The organism is Filomicrobium sp. (assembly GCF_025698805.1).
In the GTDB taxonomy this organism is placed as follows: Bacteria; Pseudomonadota; Alphaproteobacteria; order Rhizobiales; family Hyphomicrobiaceae; genus Filomicrobium; species Filomicrobium insigne.
On sequence record NZ_JAILWT010000005.1, the window covers coordinates 268,224 to 288,623 of the forward strand.

The 20,400-nt window shown below is 57.0% G+C and carries 14 protein-coding genes; 11 read left to right on the plus strand and 3 right to left on the minus strand.

All coding sequences use genetic code 11. The features are described 5' to 3' along the window. Nucleotides 1-289 precede the first annotated feature (289 nt). From K5845_RS14815 to K5845_RS14830, 4 genes are read left to right on the plus strand one after another with little or no spacing between them, the layout of a single operon-like run. Nucleotides 290-1,003 carry an endonuclease III domain-containing protein gene (locus K5845_RS14815; protein ID WP_287959351.1) on the plus strand — a complete coding sequence of 238 codons (714 nt, stop codon included), beginning with the start codon at nt 290-292 and terminating at the stop codon, nt 1,001-1,003. Beyond that, nucleotides 993-1,874, plus strand: coding sequence for an ImuA family protein (locus K5845_RS14820; RefSeq protein ID WP_287959352.1), 882 nt, complete (start codon nt 993-995; stop codon nt 1,872-1,874). The genes K5845_RS14815 and K5845_RS14820 overlap by 11 nt, the downstream gene beginning before the upstream one ends. Then, nucleotides 1,771-3,360: a Y-family DNA polymerase gene (locus K5845_RS14825; RefSeq protein WP_170832501.1), complete on the plus strand. Its 1,590-nt coding sequence runs from the start codon at nt 1,771-1,773 to the stop codon at nt 3,358-3,360. Before K5845_RS14820 ends, K5845_RS14825 begins: the two co-directional genes overlap by 104 nt. Next, entirely contained in the window at nt 3,357-6,608 is a 3,252-nt protein-coding gene (locus K5845_RS14830; RefSeq protein WP_287959353.1) for an error-prone DNA polymerase, read from the plus strand. The genes K5845_RS14825 and K5845_RS14830 overlap by 4 nt, the downstream gene beginning before the upstream one ends. 15 nt (nt 6,609-6,623) lie before the next feature. Here K5845_RS14830 and K5845_RS14835 read toward each other — a convergent pair whose 3' ends face one another. Together K5845_RS14835 and K5845_RS14840 are read right to left on the minus strand one after the other, a co-directional pair. After that, entirely contained in the window at nt 6,624-7,394 is a 771-nt protein-coding gene (locus K5845_RS14835) for an enoyl-CoA hydratase-related protein (RefSeq protein WP_046476762.1), read from the minus strand. A gap of 129 nt (nt 7,395-7,523) precedes the next feature. Next, nucleotides 7,524-8,423, minus strand: coding sequence for a LysR substrate-binding domain-containing protein (locus K5845_RS14840; RefSeq protein ID WP_046479920.1), 900 nt, complete (start codon nt 8,421-8,423; stop codon nt 7,524-7,526). A 138-nt stretch (nt 8,424-8,561) separates the two neighbouring features. Here K5845_RS14840 and K5845_RS14845 point away from each other — a divergent pair, with 138 nt between their 5' ends. From K5845_RS14845 to K5845_RS14875, 7 genes are all read left to right on the plus strand, one after another. Beyond that, the gene (locus tag K5845_RS14845; protein WP_287959354.1) at nt 8,562-10,085 is read left to right on the plus strand and encodes a 3-hydroxyacyl-CoA dehydrogenase; all 1,524 of its coding nucleotides are present in this window, start codon (nt 8,562-8,564) and stop codon (nt 10,083-10,085) included. 54 nt (nt 10,086-10,139) lie between these two features. Next, nucleotides 10,140-11,336 carry an acetyl-CoA C-acyltransferase gene (locus K5845_RS14850; protein WP_287959355.1) on the plus strand — a complete coding sequence of 399 codons (1,197 nt, stop codon included), beginning with the start codon at nt 10,140-10,142 and terminating at the stop codon, nt 11,334-11,336. Nucleotides 11,337-11,359: 23 nt separating this feature from the next. Beyond that, on the plus strand, nt 11,360-12,592 hold the full coding sequence (locus tag K5845_RS14855) for an acyl-CoA dehydrogenase (protein WP_287959356.1): 1,233 nt from the start codon (nt 11,360-11,362) through the stop codon (nt 12,590-12,592). A gap of 47 nt (nt 12,593-12,639) precedes the next feature. Continuing rightward, nucleotides 12,640-14,802, plus strand: coding sequence for an acetate--CoA ligase family protein (locus K5845_RS14860; protein ID WP_287959357.1), 2,163 nt, complete (start codon nt 12,640-12,642; stop codon nt 14,800-14,802). A 232-nt stretch (nt 14,803-15,034) separates the two neighbouring features. Next, nucleotides 15,035-16,021, plus strand: a complete 987-nt coding sequence (locus tag K5845_RS14865) for a TAXI family TRAP transporter solute-binding subunit (protein WP_046479916.1) — start codon at nt 15,035-15,037, stop codon at nt 16,019-16,021. A 96-nt stretch (nt 16,022-16,117) separates the two neighbouring features. Then, nucleotides 16,118-18,052: a TRAP transporter permease gene (locus K5845_RS14870; RefSeq protein WP_244512494.1), complete on the plus strand. Its 1,935-nt coding sequence runs from the start codon at nt 16,118-16,120 to the stop codon at nt 18,050-18,052. Between the two features lie 114 nt (nt 18,053-18,166). Then, nucleotides 18,167-18,697, plus strand: a complete 531-nt coding sequence (locus K5845_RS14875; protein ID WP_046476755.1) for a DsrE family protein — start codon at nt 18,167-18,169, stop codon at nt 18,695-18,697. Between the two features lie 50 nt (nt 18,698-18,747). On the opposite strand, the gene K5845_RS14880 is transcribed toward K5845_RS14875, so the two are convergent. Beyond that, the gene (locus K5845_RS14880; RefSeq protein WP_287959358.1) at nt 18,748-20,397 is read right to left on the minus strand and encodes a GMC family oxidoreductase N-terminal domain-containing protein; all 1,650 of its coding nucleotides are present in this window, start codon (nt 20,395-20,397) and stop codon (nt 18,748-18,750) included. Nucleotides 20,398-20,400 lie beyond the last annotated feature (3 nt).

Here is a 20,400-nt window from a genome sequence, read left to right on the forward strand (position 1 = left end):
GCCATCGTGGACTTGCTCCTTCAGAGAAGTCCCTCAGCCACCCGTCGTGACAAAACGATGCTATTGGCTTCTCATCTCAATCACAACCTTAAAATTATTCAATACGTCATTGATTGAATTGCTTTTATTTCTTTTTTTTTTAATCAGGTTTCGGCCAGTGGTATGTATTAACGGAGACCGGTCCAGCAAGAATACAGCTTTTTCTATTGCGGTCGGAGAATTGACGGGTGGTTATGCTCTCCGCCTCGTACCTCTTGCGTATGTTCACTTTTTGTTCTAGCATTCCAAAATGCAGTTTGACCTCGCATTTATGGAGCCAAATCCCTTGGTGGAAGTCCATTTCCGCCTGCTGAAAGCGCATGTGAGAACGCATGGTCCGCTGGGTCGATGGATCACCTTCGATCCCATAACGCAGATGGTTCATGCGGTTCTCGATGGGCGAACGCGTGAGGACATCTCCAAGCGGGCCTTCCGCAAACTTTGTGGGCGTTTCACCAGTTGGGACGACCTGCGTCACGTCTCACCTGACGCGATTGCGTATCTTATTCAGCCTGTCACCTTTGCGGACAACAAGGCTGCGCAGATCTCCGCAGCACTTCATAGAATTCATTATCTTCGTGGGGCCTTGAGCCTCGACTTTCTCGCCGGCTATTCCGTGGAAGCGGCGCGTGCGTGGCTTGAAGCTTTGCCTGGTGTTGGCCCTAAGGTGAGCGCAGCAGTCGTCAACTTCAGCACGCTAGGGATGCCGGCTCTGGTCGTTGATAGTCACTATCAGCGCATTGCTAAACGTCTTGGGGTTGTGGCGTCAAAAGCTAGCGACAGGGCGGTAGACAGGTCGCTCGCTCGTCTGGTTCCGGGTTGGATGACAACGGACGATCTGCAACAGAACTATTTTCTTGTGAAGCGACATGGGCAGACGGTCTGCCATCATTCTCCGAACTGCCGCGTCTGCGTCCTAAAAGATCTTTGCCTTTTTGGCAGGAGGCGGTGCGATGGGTTCTGAGCTTTCACCCAAAGACGTTCTTCTGCGTGACAGGTTTCAGCACGCCGCAGAGACGTCTTCGAAGATCACGGCTTTGCGCGGTTTGATCGCGGCTACCGAGCGGCACGCGACCCGAAAATACGTTCACCCTGAAAGGGAGGCCCGCCTTCCTTCATCAATCTGGTGTACCGGGGTGCGGGATATCGACGGAGCTTTGCCGGAAGGTGGTTTAAGCCGGGAGGGCTTGCATGAATTTTCGGGTGAGCAGTATGCCGACATGCCTGTGGCATCAGCCTATCTTCTTGCGGTTCTCAGGCGGTTTGCGGATTTAGAGCCGGCGTCTCCATCTCGATATGTCCTCTGGTGTCAGACTGTGAGGACTGAGCGTGAATTCGGTGCGCCTTACGGAGCAGGATTGAGGGAATTTGGGTTTGATCCGCAGCGTTTCCTCTTCGTCAGTTCGGCTAAAAATAACGATGTGCTTTGGGCGCTTGAAGAAGGTGCGCGTGCTGGCAGTCTTCTCGCTGTTGTTGGCGAAGTCGACACGATTTCGTTCACACAAACTCGTCGCCTGTCGCTAGCAGCAGCGGCGGCTGGCACGCCGGTCCTCTTGCTCAGATCCGATCAGGATCGCGCAGCTAGCGCGGCTGAGACTCGTTGGCGTGTGCAGGCGGCTTCGGGTGTCAGTGACCGTCTTGTGTCGACGGTTCCGGGGCATGCACGCTGGCAGATCGCCCTCAACCGTTGTCACGGAGGACGGCCGGGCAATTGGACTGTGGAGTGGGAGAATGAAGCGCATTGTTTCCGTTTGGTTGAAGACCTTTGCGCTCGATCATCTGAAATGGCAGAGGCGCAGTTCCCGAGGCCCTGCATGCGACTTGCATCCGGTTGAGGCCGATCCTTTTGCGCTTGTCTGCAAGGACGCAAGTGGTGTCCGGATCAGCGCGCCGAATGCGATTGCCCGTAAGGGCGGTGTGTCAGAAGGCATGCGCCTTACGGATGCGCGCGCGCTCCTGCCTACACTCGTAACAGAAATCAGAGATTTTGAAGCTGAGGCGCGCGCCTTGCAGGGTTTGGCTAACTGGTGCCGACGTTATGCGCCGGTTGTCAGTGTTGATGGCGTTGATGGCCTTTGGATCGATATCACGGGTGCGGCGCATCTTTGCGGTGGTGAGGATGCCTTGCTCTCCGATCTTGGCAAGAGACTGCGCACCATTGGTTTTGCGAGCAGGCTCGGGTTGGCTGATACTCCAGGAGCGGCGTGGGCGATTGCCAGATTTCACGGGGTTCGCGAGGCTCAGAGCGTGCCGTCGGGGGATGTGAAGACAGCCCTTTCTCTGTTGCCTTTGGCGGCGCTCCGTCTCGATCCGGATGTCCTGCTTCTCCTCAGGCGATTTGGCTTCAAAACGATTGGCGCCCTGTGTGAAATTCCACGTGCCAGTCTCTATCGCCGGTTTCCAGCGGGTGAGGCTGGAGAAGCGGTTTTACATCGCCTCGATCAGGTTCTTGGGCTGGCTTCGGAACCTATCGTCCCTCTTCAAGCCGCGCCGGATTATTTCGAGCGTATTTCCTTTCCAGATCCGATCCTCGCAACAGAGAGTTTTTATCGTGGCCTCCACGAACTTCTGTGCCGGCTGTGCCGCCGTATGGAAATGGATCACAAGGGGGCAACGCGTCTGACGTTTGCCGCCTACCATGCGGATGGCGGCGTTTCGCAAGTGAGCATTGCGACGGCACGGCCTTCGCGAGATGCCAAACATTTGGAGCTTCTTTTCCGAGACCGGATCGAGACGCTTAATCCCGGTTTCGGAGTCGATGTTCTCATTTTATCGGCAGATGCCGTCGCTCGGCTTGGCACAGACCAGTTGTCGCTTTCGCGCGGTGCAGCCATGGAGCGCGCACGGGTGGATGTGTCGTCATTGGTCGACCGCCTGTCGAACCGTTTGGGAGCTGGAAGCGTGCAGCGGATACTCCTTCACGAGAGTCATATTCCGGAGCGGGCGGAGATACGCGTGCCGGCTCTCCGCGGGGGGGCTTCTGCGGTGACGCGGTGCCCCTCAAAACCGCCTCGGCCCTTCCGTCTTCTGGCGCGGCCTGAGGTGGTTCAGGTCCTTGCGGAAGTTCCAGAGGGGCCGCCTCTGCGGTTTACGTGGCGGCGTGTTGCACACCGCGTCGTTCGCGCCGAAGGACCGGAGCGGATTGGCCCGGAATGGTGGGATCAATCATTCGGGCCAGTTCATCGCACACGTGACTACTACCGTGTCGAGGACGATAGGGGACGGCGGTTCTGGTTGTTCCGCGAGGGGCTTTATCGCGATCAGGGAAGTTCAAAGGAAGAGCCTCTGCCGACCTGGCATATGCATGGGCTATTCGCATGAGTGGCGTACTATCCTTCTCTCCGCGTTATGCTGAGCTGCAGGTGTCGAGCAATTTCTCGTTTCTGCGCGGAGCGTCGCATCCGCAAGAGTTGGTGGCAACGGCGCGAGAGCTGGGACTTTCGGCTGTTGCGTTGACTGACCGTAATACTCTTGCCGGAGTGGTGCGCGCGCATACTGCGGCTAAGGACGCTGACATTCCTTTTATCGTGGGGTGCCGGCTCGATCTCGTCGATGGTGTAAGCCTTCTTTGCTATCCGATGGATCGTGCTGCTTATGGCCGTCTGTCGCGGCTTTTAACGCGCGGCAAGCGTTTCGCCGACAAGGGTGACTGCCACCTCACTCTTGAAGATGTTTACGTCCATGCCAAAGGGCAGATTTTTGTTTTCCTGCCACCGGAGCGTTGGGAGCACGATGTGCTCGTCCGAGACGTGGTGACGATTTCAGACCGGCTCGGAGCTCCATGTTTTTTAGCCGCGCATTACACGTATCGCGGTGATGATCGGCGTCGCATTGCGGAACTGAATGCGATTGCTGAGAAGACTGGGGCGCCGCTCGTGGCGACGGGGGATGTGCTCTATCACCGTCCGGAACGCCGCCCGCTTCAGGATGTCGTCGCTTGCATCCGGGAGCATTGCACCATTCAGGAGGCTGGATTTCGCCTGGCGGCGAATGCCGAGCGGCATCTTAAATCCCCCGCAGAAATGGTCCGGCTTTTTAATGGGTATGAGGCCGCGATTGCGCGCAGCCAGGAGATTGCTCAGAGTTGCCGTTTCTCTCTTGATGATCTGCGCTACAACTATCCTCGTGAGCCGGTGCCCCTCGGAAAGACGCCTCAGCAGTATCTCGAGGATTTGACTTGGGAGGGAGCGCATCAGCGGTATCCGGAGGGCATTCCGGATAAGGTGCGAGAGGCGTTGCGAAAAGAACTCGTGCTTATCGCCGAGTTGAACTTTCCGCTCTATTTTCTCACGGTGCACGATATCGTTCGCTGGGCACGCAGTCAGGATATCCTGTGTCAGGGGCGAGGCTCTGCAGCTAACTCGGCTGTTTGTTATTGCCTCCACATCACCTCCGTAAATCCCACTGAGATCAATCTGCTATTTGAGCGCTTTATTTCGCGGGAGCGTAAGGAGCCGCCGGATATCGACGTGGATTTCGAGCACGAGAGGCGGGAAGAGGTGATGCAGTACATCTATGCCCGCTATGGGCGCGAGCATGCCGGCATCGCTGCAACGGTTATCAGCTACCGTTCCAGGAGCGCTATCCGCGAGGTTGGAAAGGTGATGGGGCTTTCCGAGGATGTGACGTCTGCGCTCTCCGGTACGGTGTGGGGGACTTCCAATAAAGGAATTGCTGAAAAGCGGGTGCGCGAAGCAGGGCTAGATCCGACCGATCCGCAGCTTTATCGAACACTGGAGCTTGCCACGGAATTGATTGGCTTTCCGCGGCATCTGTCTCAGCATGTGGGCGGGTTCGTGCTGACTGAAGACCCGCTTTGCGAGGTTGTTCCCATCGGGAATGCTGCCATGGAGGATCGCACCTTCGTTGAGTGGGACAAAGACGATCTCGATGCGCTCGGGATACTCAAGGTCGATGTGCTTGCGCTTGGCATGCTGACCTGCATTCGCAAATGTCTCGACCTTTTGAAACGTCACTACGGTGAAGAGCGGGATCTCGCGAGCTTTTTTCCAGCTGATGACATTCCCACCTTTGAGATGATCCAGGAAGCCGACACGCTCGGTGTTTTTCAGATCGAGAGCCGGGCGCAAATGAGCATGCTACCGCGTCTCAAGCCGGCAAACTTTTATGATCTTGTTATCGAGATCGCAATCGTACGGCCCGGCCCAATCCAAGGTGGAATGGTGCATCCCTATCTGCGCCGCCGGAAGGGGCTGGATAAGGTTCAGATTCCGTCACCTGATCCGAAATATGGGGATCGCGACGAGCTTAAGGACATTCTCGGTAAAACGCTTGGCGTGCCTCTGTTTCAGGAGCAGGCCATGAGCCTTGCGATGAAGGCGGCGCAGTTCACGTCTTCGGAACTCAATGGATTGCGTCGAGCGATGGCAACGTTTCGGCGTTCCGGCACCATCCATGTTTTCGAAGACAAGATGGTGTCGCGCATGGTGGCGCGGGGGTATGACGAGACGTTCGCGCGCCAGTGCTTCAGTCAGATCAAAGGGTTTGCTGAATACGGTTTTCCCGAAAGTCATTCGGCGAGTTTCGCGCTTCTGGCTTATGTATCGTCTTGGCTGAAATGTCATCGTCCTGAGGTGTTTGCCTGCGGGCTGCTCAACTCGCAACCGATGGGATTTTATGCCCCGGCGCAAATCGTGCGCGATGCGCGTGACCACGGTGTCGAGGTGCGCCCGGTCGATGTCAACATGAGCGAGTGGGACAATACGCTTGAGCCTGCCGAGGAAGATCGATGCGCTTTGCGGCTCGGAATGCGTCAAGTGGACGGCCTGCGCGAGGAGCATGCAAATAAGATCGTTGAAGCCCGCGAGCTTCCTTATGAAGACATGGAACAAATTAGATTGCTATCCGGCGTTCCTGTGGGTGGCCTTCAGAAACTAGCGGAAGCGGATGCATTCCGATCTCTCGGACTCGATCGCAGGGCGGCGTTGTGGAACGTGCGGGGACTCGCTCAGGCAAAGCCGTTGCCGTTGTTTGCCCATGCTCACACCAGCGCCGCTGGTCCAGATCCCGAGATCAGACTGCCGGAGATGCCGCTATCGGAGCATGTTATCGCCGACTATCAAACGCTCCGTCTTTCGCTCAAAGCGCATCCGATGGCTCTTTTGCGTGCGCACTTCACGGAAGCTCGATGCGTGACGACGGAACGATATCGGGACTTAAAGGATGGAACGCGTGTTTCGGTGGCTGGTGTTGTGCTTGTCCGGCAACGTCCTGGAACGGCTAAGGGCGTGATGTTTATGACGCTTGAAGACGAGACGGGCATCGCGAACGCGGTCGTCTGGCCGAAGACGTTTGAAGCTTATCGCAAGGTCGCAATGGGGAGCCGGCTCGTTGTAATACGTGGGCGCATCCAGTCGCACGATGGCGTTGTTCACCTGGTTGCGCAACGGCTTGAGGATCATTCGGCCAAGCTGGGTCTCCTCTCCGATTCCGATGTCAAATTACCGCTTAGTTCGGCGGACGAGGTGATGCATCCAAATTATGAACGCTCACCTCGCCGTCATCCCCGGACAGTCCGCATCATTCCTAATTCGCGGGACTTTCATTGAGGTGCAGAACGTCTTCTAGCGGCCCGCGAAATCTGGTTTACGCTTTTCAATGAAGGCATTCATGCCTTCCTTCTGGTCGGCCGTGGCGAACATCATTTCGAACAGGCGCCGTTCCATCAGGAGGCCCGTGTCCAGTGCTGCGTCGGCCCCTGCCAACGTGACTTCCTTCGTCAGGCGTATGGAAATCGGTGGTAAGCTCGCGATCTTGCGAGCCATCTCTAACGCGCGATCCAAGACCGCATCATCGGGCACGACTTCGCTAGCTAGTCCCATGGTGAAGGCGTCCCGCCCTGAAATCGGTTCTCCAGTCAGAACGAGTTTCATCGTTTGGTATTTGCCGATAGCGCGGACTAGACGCTGCGTGCCGCCGCCGCCCGGCATGACGCCGACACAGACTTCCGGCTGGGCGAACCGCGCGTTCTCGCCGGCTACGATGATATCTGCGTGCAATGCAAGCTCGCAGCCTCCGCCGAGTGCAACGCCGCGGACTGCAGCGATGACCGGTACCGGGCATGATGAGATGACGTTCCAGAAGCGTCTCACATTCCGGTTCATAATTTCTACCGGCGTGTCGTCGACGATCTCCTTGAGGTCGGCACCCGCCGCGAAGGCTTTGTCATCTCCGGTGATAACGATGCAACGCGCGGTCTCGTCGGAGCTGAGTTCCTGGAAATGGCTGGCGAGTTCTTTTCTCAGCGCAGTGTTGAGCGCGTTTCGTGCATCCGGGCGGTTCAGCCGCAGCAGCTTCACACCTTCGGATGGTTCTTCGCGTAGCACGAGCGCCATAGTTTATTGCCTCCCAGCTTATGATTTATCGTGATGATATCGCTTTCGGGCGAGGCTATCGGTCCAATTTTTATTCAGCCAGTGGATTTGCCGAATATTGTCCATTCGATTTGGTGATGATGCGGGAAATTAAAGCCTCTGGCAGAGATCGAGCAGGGACTGCCGCAGCCATTGGTGGCCGGGGTCCTTCTCCATATTTTTGCTCCAGATCAGGAAGATCGGGATCTTGGGGAAGTCTATTGGCGATTTGAGAACTTTGACCCGGAAGTGCTCCATGTAGAGCATGGCCATCCGGCGCGGCAGGGTGCAGATGAAGTCCGTGCTTTTCACGATCAGCGGCATCGAGATGAAGTGTGGGACGTGCAAGGCGCGATTGCGGGTCAGGCCGCGCACGGCAAGCTCCCGGTCCACCATCGGGGATTTCTGTTCAAGGACCACGTGGGGCAGCGAGATGTACTGTTCCAAGGATAGTGTGTCACGAATGGTTGGGTGATCGACCCGGACCATGGACACCAGTTCGTCCGTCATAAGATGCTGATTTGTAAAACTATTGTCCCTGATCCGGAAGTAGTCGATCACGAGGTCGATCCGTCCATCGCGCAGTTCGTCCTGCAGGGCCAGGCTCTGTTTGAGCCGCACATGCGCCTTGGTATTTGGTGCGACGCCAGTCAGCCAGTCCATGAAGCGCGGGGTGATGACGGCTTCCCCATAGTCCTCAGCAGCGATTGTGAAGACGCGGTCTGATTGGGCGTAGTCGAATTGCTCAGGGCGGTCGCGTAGTGCGCTTGTGATGAGGTCGAGGGCTTGGCGCACCTCCTGGATCATCTGCCGGGCACGTAGCGTTGGGGTCATCCCTCGCGGGGTCCGGAGGAAGAGTTGATCATCAAGAGTGGCGCGCAGCCGGGCCAATGCGTTGCTTACGGCAGGTTGACTCATCGCCAGCTTATCTGCAGCGCGCGTCAGATTTCCTTCGCTGTAGATGACCTCGAAGACGAGCAGAAGGTTCAGGTCGATCGCTCTTAAATTCATGTGCTGAATAATGGTGATTATGGAGTTCAATTAGATTTATAGCATGGCCGCTCCTACGCTCCTTTTCAACCGACAAAAATATGTCGTCCCAGCCAAAAGAAAACGCGGGCGACGCAAAGGGATGAAGGGAGGGTTGTCGTGGCGGAAGCGATTTCGGCTGTAGGTGTCGTTGGTGCGGGGGCCATGGGCCGGGGCATCGCGCAGGTCGCTGCAGTCGGCGGCTACGAAGTTATCCTGATTGACTCCAAGCCGGGCGTTGTGGAAGACGCCAAAGGTTTCATTGCGAAGCTTCTCGCGCGGAGCGTCGAGAAGGGCCGGATGGAGCAGAAAGATGCCGAGATCGTGGTTGGACGGATCACGACCGCGGAGAGCCTTTCCCAATTGAACGGCTGCGATCTCGTCGTTGAGGCGGTGATCGAAGACCTGGATGTGAAGCAGGCGCTGTTGGCTGAATTGGAGGGGATCGTTCGCAGTGACTGCATTCTCGCGAGCAACACTTCGTCTCTATCTATCGCAGCGATTGCCGCTAAGGCCAAGGCGCCTGAGAGAATTGCGGGCTTCCACTTCTTCAATCCGGTTCCGCTCATGCGCCTTGTGGAGGTCATTGACGGCATTCGCACCGCGCCATGGGTTTGCGAAGCGCTGATGGAAGTCGGCCGGCGGATGGGACGTGAGCCGGTACGGGTGAAAGATGCGCCGGGCTTTCTCGTCAACCAGATTGGGCGTGGATACACCATTGAGGCAGCGCATGTGGTTGATGAGAGCATCGCGACGACCGAAGATGTTGATCGGGTCATGCGCGATCTCGTCGGCTTCAGGATGGGCCCGTTTGAGTTGATGGATCTGACCGGGCTGGATGTAACGCATCCGGCGACCGAGATGATCCACCAGCAGTTCTTCTTCGAACCGCGGTACCGTCCTTCGCTATTGATGGCGCAGCGCACGGCGGCCGGCATTCTCGGACGTAAATCGAATGGTGGCTTCTATCTCTACAAAGATGGCCAGCCCATTGGACAGGACGAGCCGGCCGCGCCATCGACGCTCCCTTCCAGCGTCTGGGTCAGTCAAGCCAACCCGGATGGTGCGCGTGCGATTTTGAGCGCACTCGAAGCAAGTGGCGTTAAGGTTGAAGCTGGAGAGCGTCCCAGCGACAGCGCGCTGTGTCTGGTTGCGCCACTTGGCGATGATGCCACGACAACCGCTCTTAAAGAAAACCTCGATCCGGCCCGGACCGTTGCGGTCGAAACGCTGTTTGCGATGGATCGCCGGCGCGTCATCATGCCAACGCCCGCAACGACGGCAGAGATGCTGGAGGCAGCTCATGCCGTGCTTGCAGCCGGCAGGATACCAGTGACCGTTCTTCGTGATAGTCCGGGTTTTGTCGCACAGCGCATCGTGGCGATGATCATCAACATCTGCTGTGCGATTGCGCAATCAGGCGGCGCTTCTCCTGAGGATGTCGATAAGGCGCCGACCCTTGCGCTCAACTATCCGGCTGGTCCGCTCAGTCTTGGTGACCGGATCGGGCCTCAGAAGGTCCATCAGATTCTGAGTGCGTTGTTCGCGACCTATGGCGATCCGCGTTATCGCCCGAGCCCTTGGCTGACACGCAGGGCGCGGCTCGGCCTCTCATTGAAAGCACCGGAACGGATGCCCGTCTAAACGACGGCGAGAATAGCTGACTGATTGAAACAGGGAACGACCCAGGAAACGACTATGCTGGATGCCTATTTATACGACGGATTGCGGACCCCTTTTGGACGCCATGGTGGAGGTCTTGCTCCTGTCCGACCTGATGATCTTCTAGCGGGCGTGATCCGCGATCTTGCTGAGCGCAATAACGGTGCTGTCTCCAAAGTGGAAGACGTTGTCGTCGGGTGCGCTAATCAGGCGGGCGAAGACAGCCGGTGCGTTGCGCGCCATGCGTTGTTGCTTGCTGGATTGCCGATCGAAGTGGGTGGTACTGTTTTACAGCGCAATTGCGGGAGCGGGCTTGGTGCTATTGCAAGTGCCGCTCATGCGATCACTGCTGGAGAGGGTGACCTTTTGTTGAGCGGTGGCGTTGAGAGCATGAGCCGTGCTGCATTTGTCATGAGCAAGGCCGATTCTGCTTACAGCCGGAACATTCAAATCTTTGATTCAGGCGTCGGTGCGCGGTTTCCGAACAAAGTGATCGAAAAGACCTTCGGCGCGGATAGCATGCCGCAGACGGCGGATAATCTCGCGGAAGAGCACCAGATCTCGCGCGAGCAATGCGATCGCTTCGCGCTTCAATCGCAACAGAACTATGCGCGCGCAGAGGCTGAGGGATACTTCGAGGGCGAAATCGCGCCCGTAAAGATTCCACAAAGGCGCGGAGATCCCAAGATTGTCGCCAAGGATGAACATCCGCGTGAGACGACGATGGAAGGGCTGCAAAAGCTCAATGCGATACATGCTGGAGGCGTTACGACTGCCGGCAATGCGTCGGGCATCAACGATGGCGCGGTGGCCTTGTTGTTGGGGAGCCGGGACGCGGGCGAGAAGCTGGGGCTTACGCCGAAAGCGCGCATTCTCTCGTCAGCTGTTGCCGGCGTCGCTCCACGGATTATGGGGTATGGTCCCGTGCCAGCGTCAAAGAAGGCGCTCGAGCGCGCGGGTCTCACCATCAACGATATGGATGTCATTGAAGTCAACGAGGCGTTTTCCGCTCAGGTGCTGGCATGTCTCGCCGGCCTCAGCGTGGACTTTGAAGACAAGCGTGTCAATCCGAACGGTGGCGCGATTGCGCTGGGACATCCGCTCGGTGCATCGGGACCGCGCATTCTTCTGACTGCGGCACGTCAGCTTGAACGTACCGGTGGCCGGTACGGCCTCATCTCCATGTGCATCGGCGTCGGTCAGGGCATTGCCGTCGTTATTGAGCGCACCTGACGCCGATACCGGGAGGATCGACCATGACAGTGACGGACGCCGTAAAGCCCGAAGCCTCAGAGAATTTCTCCGAGTTCACCAATCTTGGGGCAGCATTTCAGTGGGAAGACCCCTTCCGACTAGACGAAGAGCTTAATGACGAAGAACGCTTAGCTCGCGGCAGTGCTCGGCAATACGCGCAGAAGTCGCTGATGCCGCGCATTCTGGAAGCCAACAGGACTGAGACCTTTGATGTTTCCGTCATGCGGGAGATGGGCGAACTCGGATTTCTCGGCGCGCCTATCGACGGCTACGGATGTGCGGGTGTGAGCTACGTCACGTATGGCTTGATCATGCGAGAACTGGAGCGTGTGGACACTGCTTTTCGCTCCGCGTGCGGGGTGCAGACCACGCTCTCTATGACGCCGATTTACGCCTATGGCAGTGAAGCGCAGCGGCGGAAGTATCTGCCGAAGATGGCGACTGGCGAATTGCTCGGCTGTTTTGGATTGACGGAGCCCGATCACGGCTCGGATCCGGGCAGCATGAAGAGCAGGGCGAAAAAGGTCGCCGGCGGATATAGGCTCAGCGGCAGCAAGATCTGGATCACACACTCTCCGATTGCGGATTTGATGGTGGTGTGGGCTAAGGACGATGACGGCGAGATTGGCGGCTTTATTCTCGAACGCGGCATGACCGGGCTCACGACGCCGAAGATTGAAGGCAAATTCTCGGTTCGCGCATCGCCGACAGGCGAGATCGCGATGGACGATGTTTTCGTTCCGGATGAAAACCGCTTGCCCTACGCCAAGGGGCTCAATGCGCCGTTCGGCTGTCTCAACAATGCAAGATTCGGAATCTGCTGGGGCTCGATGGGGGCTGCCGAGTTTTGCTGGCATGCTGCCCGCAGCTACGTGCTGGACCGCAAGCAGTTCGGGCGTCCGCTGGCGGCCAATCAACTCGTACAGAAAAAGCTCGCCGACATGCAGACGGAGATCACGCTCGGTCTCTTGGCGTGCCTTCATTTGAGCCGGTTGCGCGACCGTAAGCTGGCATCACCCGAAATGCTTTCGCTGCTCAAGCGCAATTGCGCCGGGAAGGCCCTGGAAATCGCGCGGGTGGCGCGTGACATGCACGGCGGAAACGGCATTTCGGACGAATACCACGTCATCCGGCACGTCATGAATATGGAGACTGTCAACACGCTCGAGGGCACGCACGATATCCATGCCTTGGTGCTGGGTCGGGCGCAAACCGGCATTCAAGCCTTTCGCTGAAGAGAAACAGCAATACTGACCGTTGGTCCACAACCGGCAGGGGAAACATGAAGACGTCATTGAAGCCGTTGGTGAAGCCAAACGCGATTGCCGTGGTCGGCGCTTCCTCGGATTTTCGCAAGGTGAGCGGCCGGCCCGTCAAATGGCTGATCGAGAAGGGCTACAAGGGGAAGATTTATCCGGTTAATCCGAAGGCGCAGGAGATCGGCGGGCTTCCGGCGATCGCGTCGATCGATGACTTGCCGGATGGTGTTGACCTTGCTGTCGTTGTGTTGCCGGCTAGCGGTGTCGTGCAAGCGATCCGCGATCTCGGACGAAAGGGCGTTCCTGCTGCGGTCGTCTTCGCCTCGGGGTTTTCCGAGATTGGGGAAGAGGGCTGCAAGCTTGAGGCCGAGCTACGTGAAGCGGCGCGGGCCTCCGGCGTCAGGATCTGTGGTCCCAACTGCCTTGGTCTCTTCAATGCTTTCGAGCGCGTGATTGCATCCTTCAGCCAGTACGTGAATGGCGAAGTTCCGGCTGGTCCGATCGCGTTCGTTTCGCAGTCGGGTGCGTTTGGTACGGCGATTTCCGCATTGGCACGCTCGCGCGGTTTGGGGCTTGGGTATTTTGTCAACACGGGCAATGAAGTCGATGTGACCTTTGTCGATGCAATGCGCGAGGTGATCGAAGATGAACGTATTCGCGTCGGTGCGGGATATATCGAGGGACTGAAAGATGGTCCCGGGCTATGTGATCTTGCCGATCGCGCGATGGAGCTCGGTAAGCCGCTCGTGCTGACGAAAGTGGGCCGCACGGGAGCTGGCGCGCGAGCGGCGGCCTCACATACGGGATCTCTTGCGGGCGAAGACATCGTTTTCGATGGTGTTGTTCGCCAGAAGGGAATAATCCGTGCGCGCAACGAAGAGCATATGCTCGATCTTGTCGAGGTGCTCTCTTGCTGCGACCTGCCCGAAGGGGCGGGTATCGGTATTGCTACCCAGTCCGGTGGTGCCGGCGTGCTAATGGCTGATCGTATCGAGGAGTTGGGGCTTTCCGTTCCGCGCCTCAGCGATGCGACCCAGGCGAAGATACAAGAATGCATTCCTGGCTTTGGTGCGACAGCCAACCCAGTCGATGTGACTGGGCAGTTTGTTGCCGATCCCAAGATCCTGAGTGAAAGCGTCCTGCATATGCTGGACGATCCGGACGTTGATGTCGGTATCGTGTGGCTCCAGCTTATGGAAGGGTTTGCCGATACGTTGGTCTCGCTGTTCGAAGACATCAAAGCGCGTGCGACCAAGCCCTTCATTGTGGCGTGGGTTGCGGCACCGGATGAGGCTGTGAAGGCTTTACGCAAACGCGGGATCGCCGTGCTGCGTGGTGCGGAGCCGGCTGTTGATGCCGTTGTCGGTTTGATCCGTTTTGCTGAAGCGCGACGTCAGTGGTCTGCGGATCGTGAGGTGCGGGCGAAGCAGCAGCTTGCGCAGGTGGTTATTCCCTCGGGGGATGGTCCTTTGTCGACCGTCGATGCCGTTCGCGTTCTGAAATCTGCCGGTGTTTCGATTGTTCCCACCGAGTTCGCAGCGAGTGCGGAAGAGGCGGTGCATGCAGCGGAAAGTGTCGGCTTTCCGGTCGTTATGAAAATCGAGTCTGCAGACATCCTGCACAAAACGGAAGTCGATGGCATTCGTCTGGGGCTCAAGATGGCGGAGGATGTGCGTAGCTGCTTTGCGGATCTGGTTTCGTCGGTTGCACAGAAGCGCCCCGATGCAAGTATCGATGGCGTGGTCGTGCAGCCGATGTTCAAGGGCGACGTCGAGGTCGTTATCGGTCTGCAAGATGATCCCGTCTTTGGAAACGTCATCATGGTTGGTCTTGGTGGCGTGCTCGTTGAGGTGCTCAAGGATGTGGCGTTCCGCAAGTGTCCGCTCACGCCTCGCGATGCTTCCAACATGATCGATAGCCTGATGGGCGCGGCGATGTTCGGCGCGTTTCGTGGACGCCAGGGGATCGACCGGGATGCGCTCGTCGCGATGCTCTGCCGCGTTTCCGAGCTGGGTGCGGCGACGGAAGGCGTTCTGCGGGAGTTAGACCTTAATCCGGTGATGCTGACAGGCGAGGCTGCTGCCGCCGTGGATGTCGTGATGGTGCGCCATCCTCGCCAAGTGACTTCAGTGTCGGATAGCAAAGCATCGTCTGGGCTTTCCGCCGCCGCTTTGATGGAGAAATGACGCAAGCTGCTTGGCCAATGAGGTCGAGGATGCTTAGGGCCCACTTTATGTGGCTGCACTATTCATCAATTGCATGAGGCAGATATCGATTATCGATTAGACCAATGATGTGACCAATTTTATGGTTGGATGTAATCTTATAGAATTGGAGGTTTTTACACGGACGCGCTGAAATCTTTCACACAATAGGAGATTGGACGAAGAAGCCAAAATCTCCACGGAGGAAACCCAAATGACGAATGCAATTAAGACAATGATTGCGGCTGGTGCTCTTTTATTGGGCGCAAATGCAGTCCAAGCAGAGAATTACAGTCTGATCTCCGCGCCATTTGGCAGTGGCTCTTATATCCTAGGCTCCGCTCTCGAGCAGATTGTCAGTAAAAACCATCCAACAATTCGCATTAGTCACAGCGAGAGCCCAGGCTTTGCGTTTAATCACGTGAAGCTGCAGAAAGAGCCTGATCTCCGTAAAACCATGATCATTGGATCAGGACGTGGCGTCAGTACACTGGCTGTGCGTGGTGAAGAGCCGTTTAAAGAAACGCTTCCGCCCGTCAAAGCTATCGCGAACTACAATCTGGGCAGCTATTTCCTCGCCACTCTCAATCCCGATATCAAGTCGGTGGCCGACCTGAAGGGAAAGCGGGTCGCTCTGGGCCGCAAACCGCAGATCAACTGGACCATTCAGCCTGAGCGGTTGATGCGCGTCGGTTGGGGTTTGGGTAAGGACGTTCAGATTGAGTATCTAGGTGTGCAGGAAGCCGCCGCCGCGCTGCTCGATGGACAGGTGGAAGCGGCTATCGTTGGTGGCTATTTCGATCCGCTCACGAATACTATGGTTCTTTCTCCGCAAACGACCGAGTTCCTCGCTTCAGGACGCAAGGTCTATTTCCTTCCGTGGGGTGGGGATGCTGTGAAGAAGGCACAGGATTCCGGGATGCCCATGGTGGCTGTGACTATCCCAGCGGAAGCTCTGCCTGGTCGCGATGAGCCGCTTGACGGTTTTGCTGACACGATTTCCTGGACAGCTTCGGAAGAGTTTCCTGAGGAAGCGATTTACCAGATTACGAAGCTGATCATCAATCATGTCGGGGAGTTCAAGAACTACCACGCACTCGGCAAGCTGATGTCGCCAAAGGCTCTCATGTATGGCTGGGAGCCGAGCGAACTGCATCCTGGTGCGCTGCGGGCTTACAAAGAAGCCGGACTGATCGACTGAAGCGCTTCTGATGGGTTGGACCCGGCAATAAGCCCCGCCGGGTCCAGTTGATTAGCCTTCGCCCATTCCGCTCACCTTCGCCGAAAGGGCAAGCTGATGAGCATGTCAAAAATACTCGACTACATCATCGTCGCCGTAGGGATTGCCGCGTTCGGCTATCACATGCTGACGACGCAGGTGCTGATGGTTGGCTCCTATGAGCATCAGACAATCCATCTGATGTTTGTGGTGACGCTTATTTTTCTCGGTGCCGTGCGATTGTCGACATCAGTATCGGCGCGGCTCTGGTATTTGAGCATGCTCGGATTGGGGTTGTTTGCGACGGCCTACATCTATTTGAATTTGTCTCACCTGGAAATGGTGATCGGATTTCCAGAAACAATAGACGTGATCGTCGGCGTCATATTGATGTTGGTGGTTTTGGAAGGGACGCGTCAAGCGTGGGGAAACATTATGCCCTGCGTGATTGTTTTCTTTGTTGCCTATTTCTTCCTCGGTCAGTATTTGCCCGAGCCGTTTTATCATCGTCCGTTTAATTTCAGCTATGTCGTCTCTTATTTGAGTGTTGGTCTTTCTGGTATCTACGGGAATTTTTTATCTATTTCCGCAAACTATGTTTTTCTTTTTGTTATTTTCGGAGCGCTGCTGGAGATTCTCCGAGTTCATGGCCTGTTTCGCGAACTGGGGCAGGCCGCCGGACGCGTATTCCGGGGCGGGCCTGGCCAGACCGCGGTGATATCGAGTGCCATGGTTGGCACGGTCACCGGCGCGGCCGTGGCGAACGTCGCGATCACGGGCGCCTTCACGATCCCTTATATGAAACAGACGGGCTATAAGCCCCACATTGCGGCAGCGATTGAGGCCACGGCGTCAACCGGCGGCCAGCTCATGCCTCCCGTGATGGGCGCTGCGGCGTTTCTGATGGCCTCGTTTATCGGCGTGTCCTACGCAAGCGTGATGGCAGCCTCGCTTATTCCAGCGTTGCTCTATTTCTGGGGTTGTATGCTGAGTGTGCAGCTCATTGCTGTCCGCGAAAATATCCGTGCTCCGCGCGCACCGATCGACGTGCGGCTCATCTTTCGACGGTTACCGCTATTCTTAATCCCTCTCGGCGTTCTTGTCGTTATGCTGCTTATGCAGTACTCGGCAAACCTCGCCGCGTTTTGGGCCATCATCGTTGCCGTTGTGTTGAGCTATATCTCGAGCGACACGCGTCCGACCTTCAAGGAGCTAGCGGAGTGTCTGTCGCGAGGTGCTGTAATCGGCGCGCAAATTGGTATTGCGCTAGCGGGCGTCGGCATGATGGCGCAAGCGCTTATCACGACCGGCATGGGCACCAAAGTTGCGAGTGTGGTCGAAATGTTGAGTGGCGGGAGCCTCGCGCTCGCCCTGGTCATCACGATGATCGTGTCTATTATTCTCGGACTCGGTATTCCAACCAGCGCAGCTTACGCGCTTGTTGCGATTGTGGTTGTGCCCGTGCTGATCGAGATGGGAGTAACCCCCATCAGTGCGCACTTCTTTGCGTTCTACTTCGCGGTCGTATCTGCCATTACGCCACCTGTTGCGCTGGCATCGTTGGCTGGTGCGGGCATAGCGGGGGCCGACTATGTGAAGACGTCGCTCTACGCGTTTATGATTGCCCTGGCGGGATTCATCATTCCGTTTCTGGTGGTCTATAATCCCGTGCTCGTTCTTGAGCCGGATGATTGGGCGCACGGTGTATTTGCCCTGATCGCTGTGCCGATTGGTATGTCGACATTGGCCATGGCCATCTTTAATTGTGCGCTTACGATGTTCAGTTTGTACGAGCGCGTGTTGGCCATCGTCTCAACGGCCCTGATCGTAGCATTCCTGGTTCTTCGCCACGACAGCGGTTTGCCGTTCGAGTATCCAGTGCTTGGGATTGGCTTGTTAATTTTTGCTGTCCTCATGATGGGGCAGATGCGAAAAAGGAAAGCTGAGACCACTGCTTTGCCAAAAGCGCAGCCTATCGGTCAATCTTATGCAGAGCCTGATCCCACACGGTAGACGGTACAACGAAGTTCGTACCGCTAAGGCTATAGACAGACACGTGTTTCTTGCGTTGAGATGGGCGACATACGGGGAAACCTGTTGCCCTCTCTCTTAACGTGGAGCTTTTCTATGAGACTTGTGTTCGCTGCCGCCGTCGCGCTGTCATTGGTTCTGGGTGTGACGCAAAATGTATTCGCTGCTGACGATGAGCTTTCTCCGTACGGAAGTTCGAAGAGTGATATGCATGAGTATCCTATGATCAATGCGGTGTTTGATGCCAACTACACCGATCCCAACAATCTCAACATGCTCTATGCCTTCGTGAAGAACACGATGAAGCCGCTCAAGGGCAAGATGGTCGTCGTGACTCACGGTCCCGAACTCCGGGCGTTCGCTAAAGAGAACTACATCAAGTATCAGGGCCTTATGGATAAGATGAAGGAGCTCGCCGACGCGGGTGTCGAGTTCCGTATGTGCAGCAACGCACTAAAGGCAGCAGGCTACAAGCCAGAAGATTTCCATGGGTTTGTGACCGTTGTTCCGGCCGGTTTTCCTGAAATCGCTTTGCTGCAATCAGAAGGCTACCGCTACATCAATCCGCTTCCCTATTCGCCCAGGGACGTTCGGTATCTTGATCACCCCGAAGCGAAGGCACAATGAGTGCGGATTGATGCCTGGTGCGCTTCGTACCGGGCATCATCCTAAATTACTTATGAAGCTTTGGCTGGTTCCGCGCTGAAGGACAGGTCGTGGTCGGTGGCGAAATGAGCCATCGCCCGTTCGGCCAGCGCTGTAATGGTCAGGAGCGGGTTGACGCCTAACGAGCGGGGAATAATTGATCCATCGATGACGTAGAGCCCCCGATGGACGTCGGTTGAGCCACTTGCTCCTGCGTCGAAGACTTGCCCCTTGTGATTTACGACGCCTGTGGTGCAATCCTCCGCCATTGAGCATCCCCCAAGGGGATGTGCCGTCGCCGGCTGGTGGCCCATGACTGTGCCTGCCAAAGGATTCTTTACGTATGATCCCCCGGCGTCGCCCACGATTTGCGCGAGCGCGGCATCGATGCGGGTGTAGACGGGTTCATCCTTTGCGCCAGGCCACGAGAGGCTCAGGCGATCAGAGTCCAGGATAAAGCGGCCGGAAGCGCTGTCATGCGATACGGCGAATATTGTCTGTAGGTGCGCGAAGGGACCTCGATATACTCCGCTGACCAAGCTTTTCAACGCGCCGAGGATGCGGCCATTCGGAACGAACATCACGGGTAGGATTGGAGCTAGCGCTGATGGCAGGGCTCCGTCCTGAACTGTGAGTTCGTTTTCGAGGGTTTCAGCGTCGCGGACTTCAAGCTGCCCGGTTACGGATGGTCCGACGGCAAAGTCCTCAAGCTTGGGGGGATGGCCAATCCCCACGGCATTTACTTTCGCCTTCAGCCCATAGCCAAAGGCGATGATGTCGCCATTCGCCGAGAAGCGGTGACCCAGGCGGTCTGACACGGCGAGGCCTTTGGCTGCTGCACGGAGTAGAATTTCTGTAGAGCCTAGAGTGCCGGCTGCAAGGATGATGACCGGGGCTGAAAGTTTGAAGCCTTCCTTCTGTCCGTCCTTGCGAAGGTCTTCGACATGCAGTTGCCAAGTGCCGTCTGACTGCTTTTCCAGGCTACTAACCTTGGCGTGCGTAAAGAGTTCGGCGCCATGCGCGACGGCGTCTGGTAGATATGTGACGGCCACAGTCGTTTTGGCGCCAACATTGCAGCCCGCGCAGCAGTCGCCGCATGACGTGCAGGCGGCTTGCGTTCGTCCCGCAGCGTTGATGGTTTCTGAGAAACTCACAGCGACCGGTGTCTCCACCATCGCGTGCCCGAGGCGGTCTGCGGCGGTTTTGAGTGCGTTGAATTTGGTCATGCTTGCGGCGCGAGGATCTTTGGCTGGGCGCAGCCAGTTTTGTGCGCGGACATAGCCCTCCTGCAGCCAGCCGTCCTGCCGAAGCTCTTCGGGCCATGCGTGATCTTCGAAGACACGCGCGGTTGGGCGCAGGGCGACGCCCGCGTTGACAAGGGAACCGCCGCCGAGGCCGCATCCCACAAGAATGTGCATGTGCTCGCCGAGGCGCACGTCATAGAGGCCCGTCGGCGAGCCCGTGCGCACACTTTTACCGGTGACTTGGAGTTCGTTTTTTAGGTCGGGAAATCGGTTGGGAAATTCCCCCGTCAGCACTTCGCGTCCGCGTTCCAGAACGGCGACGCGCTTTCCTGCACGGGCTAAACGGGAGGCCGAGACGCCACCCCCGTACCCGGAGCCGACGATGATGACATCGTAGCAGGGTTTGATTTCGCTGAGGGGTTTGGAAAGACGTGTCATTCG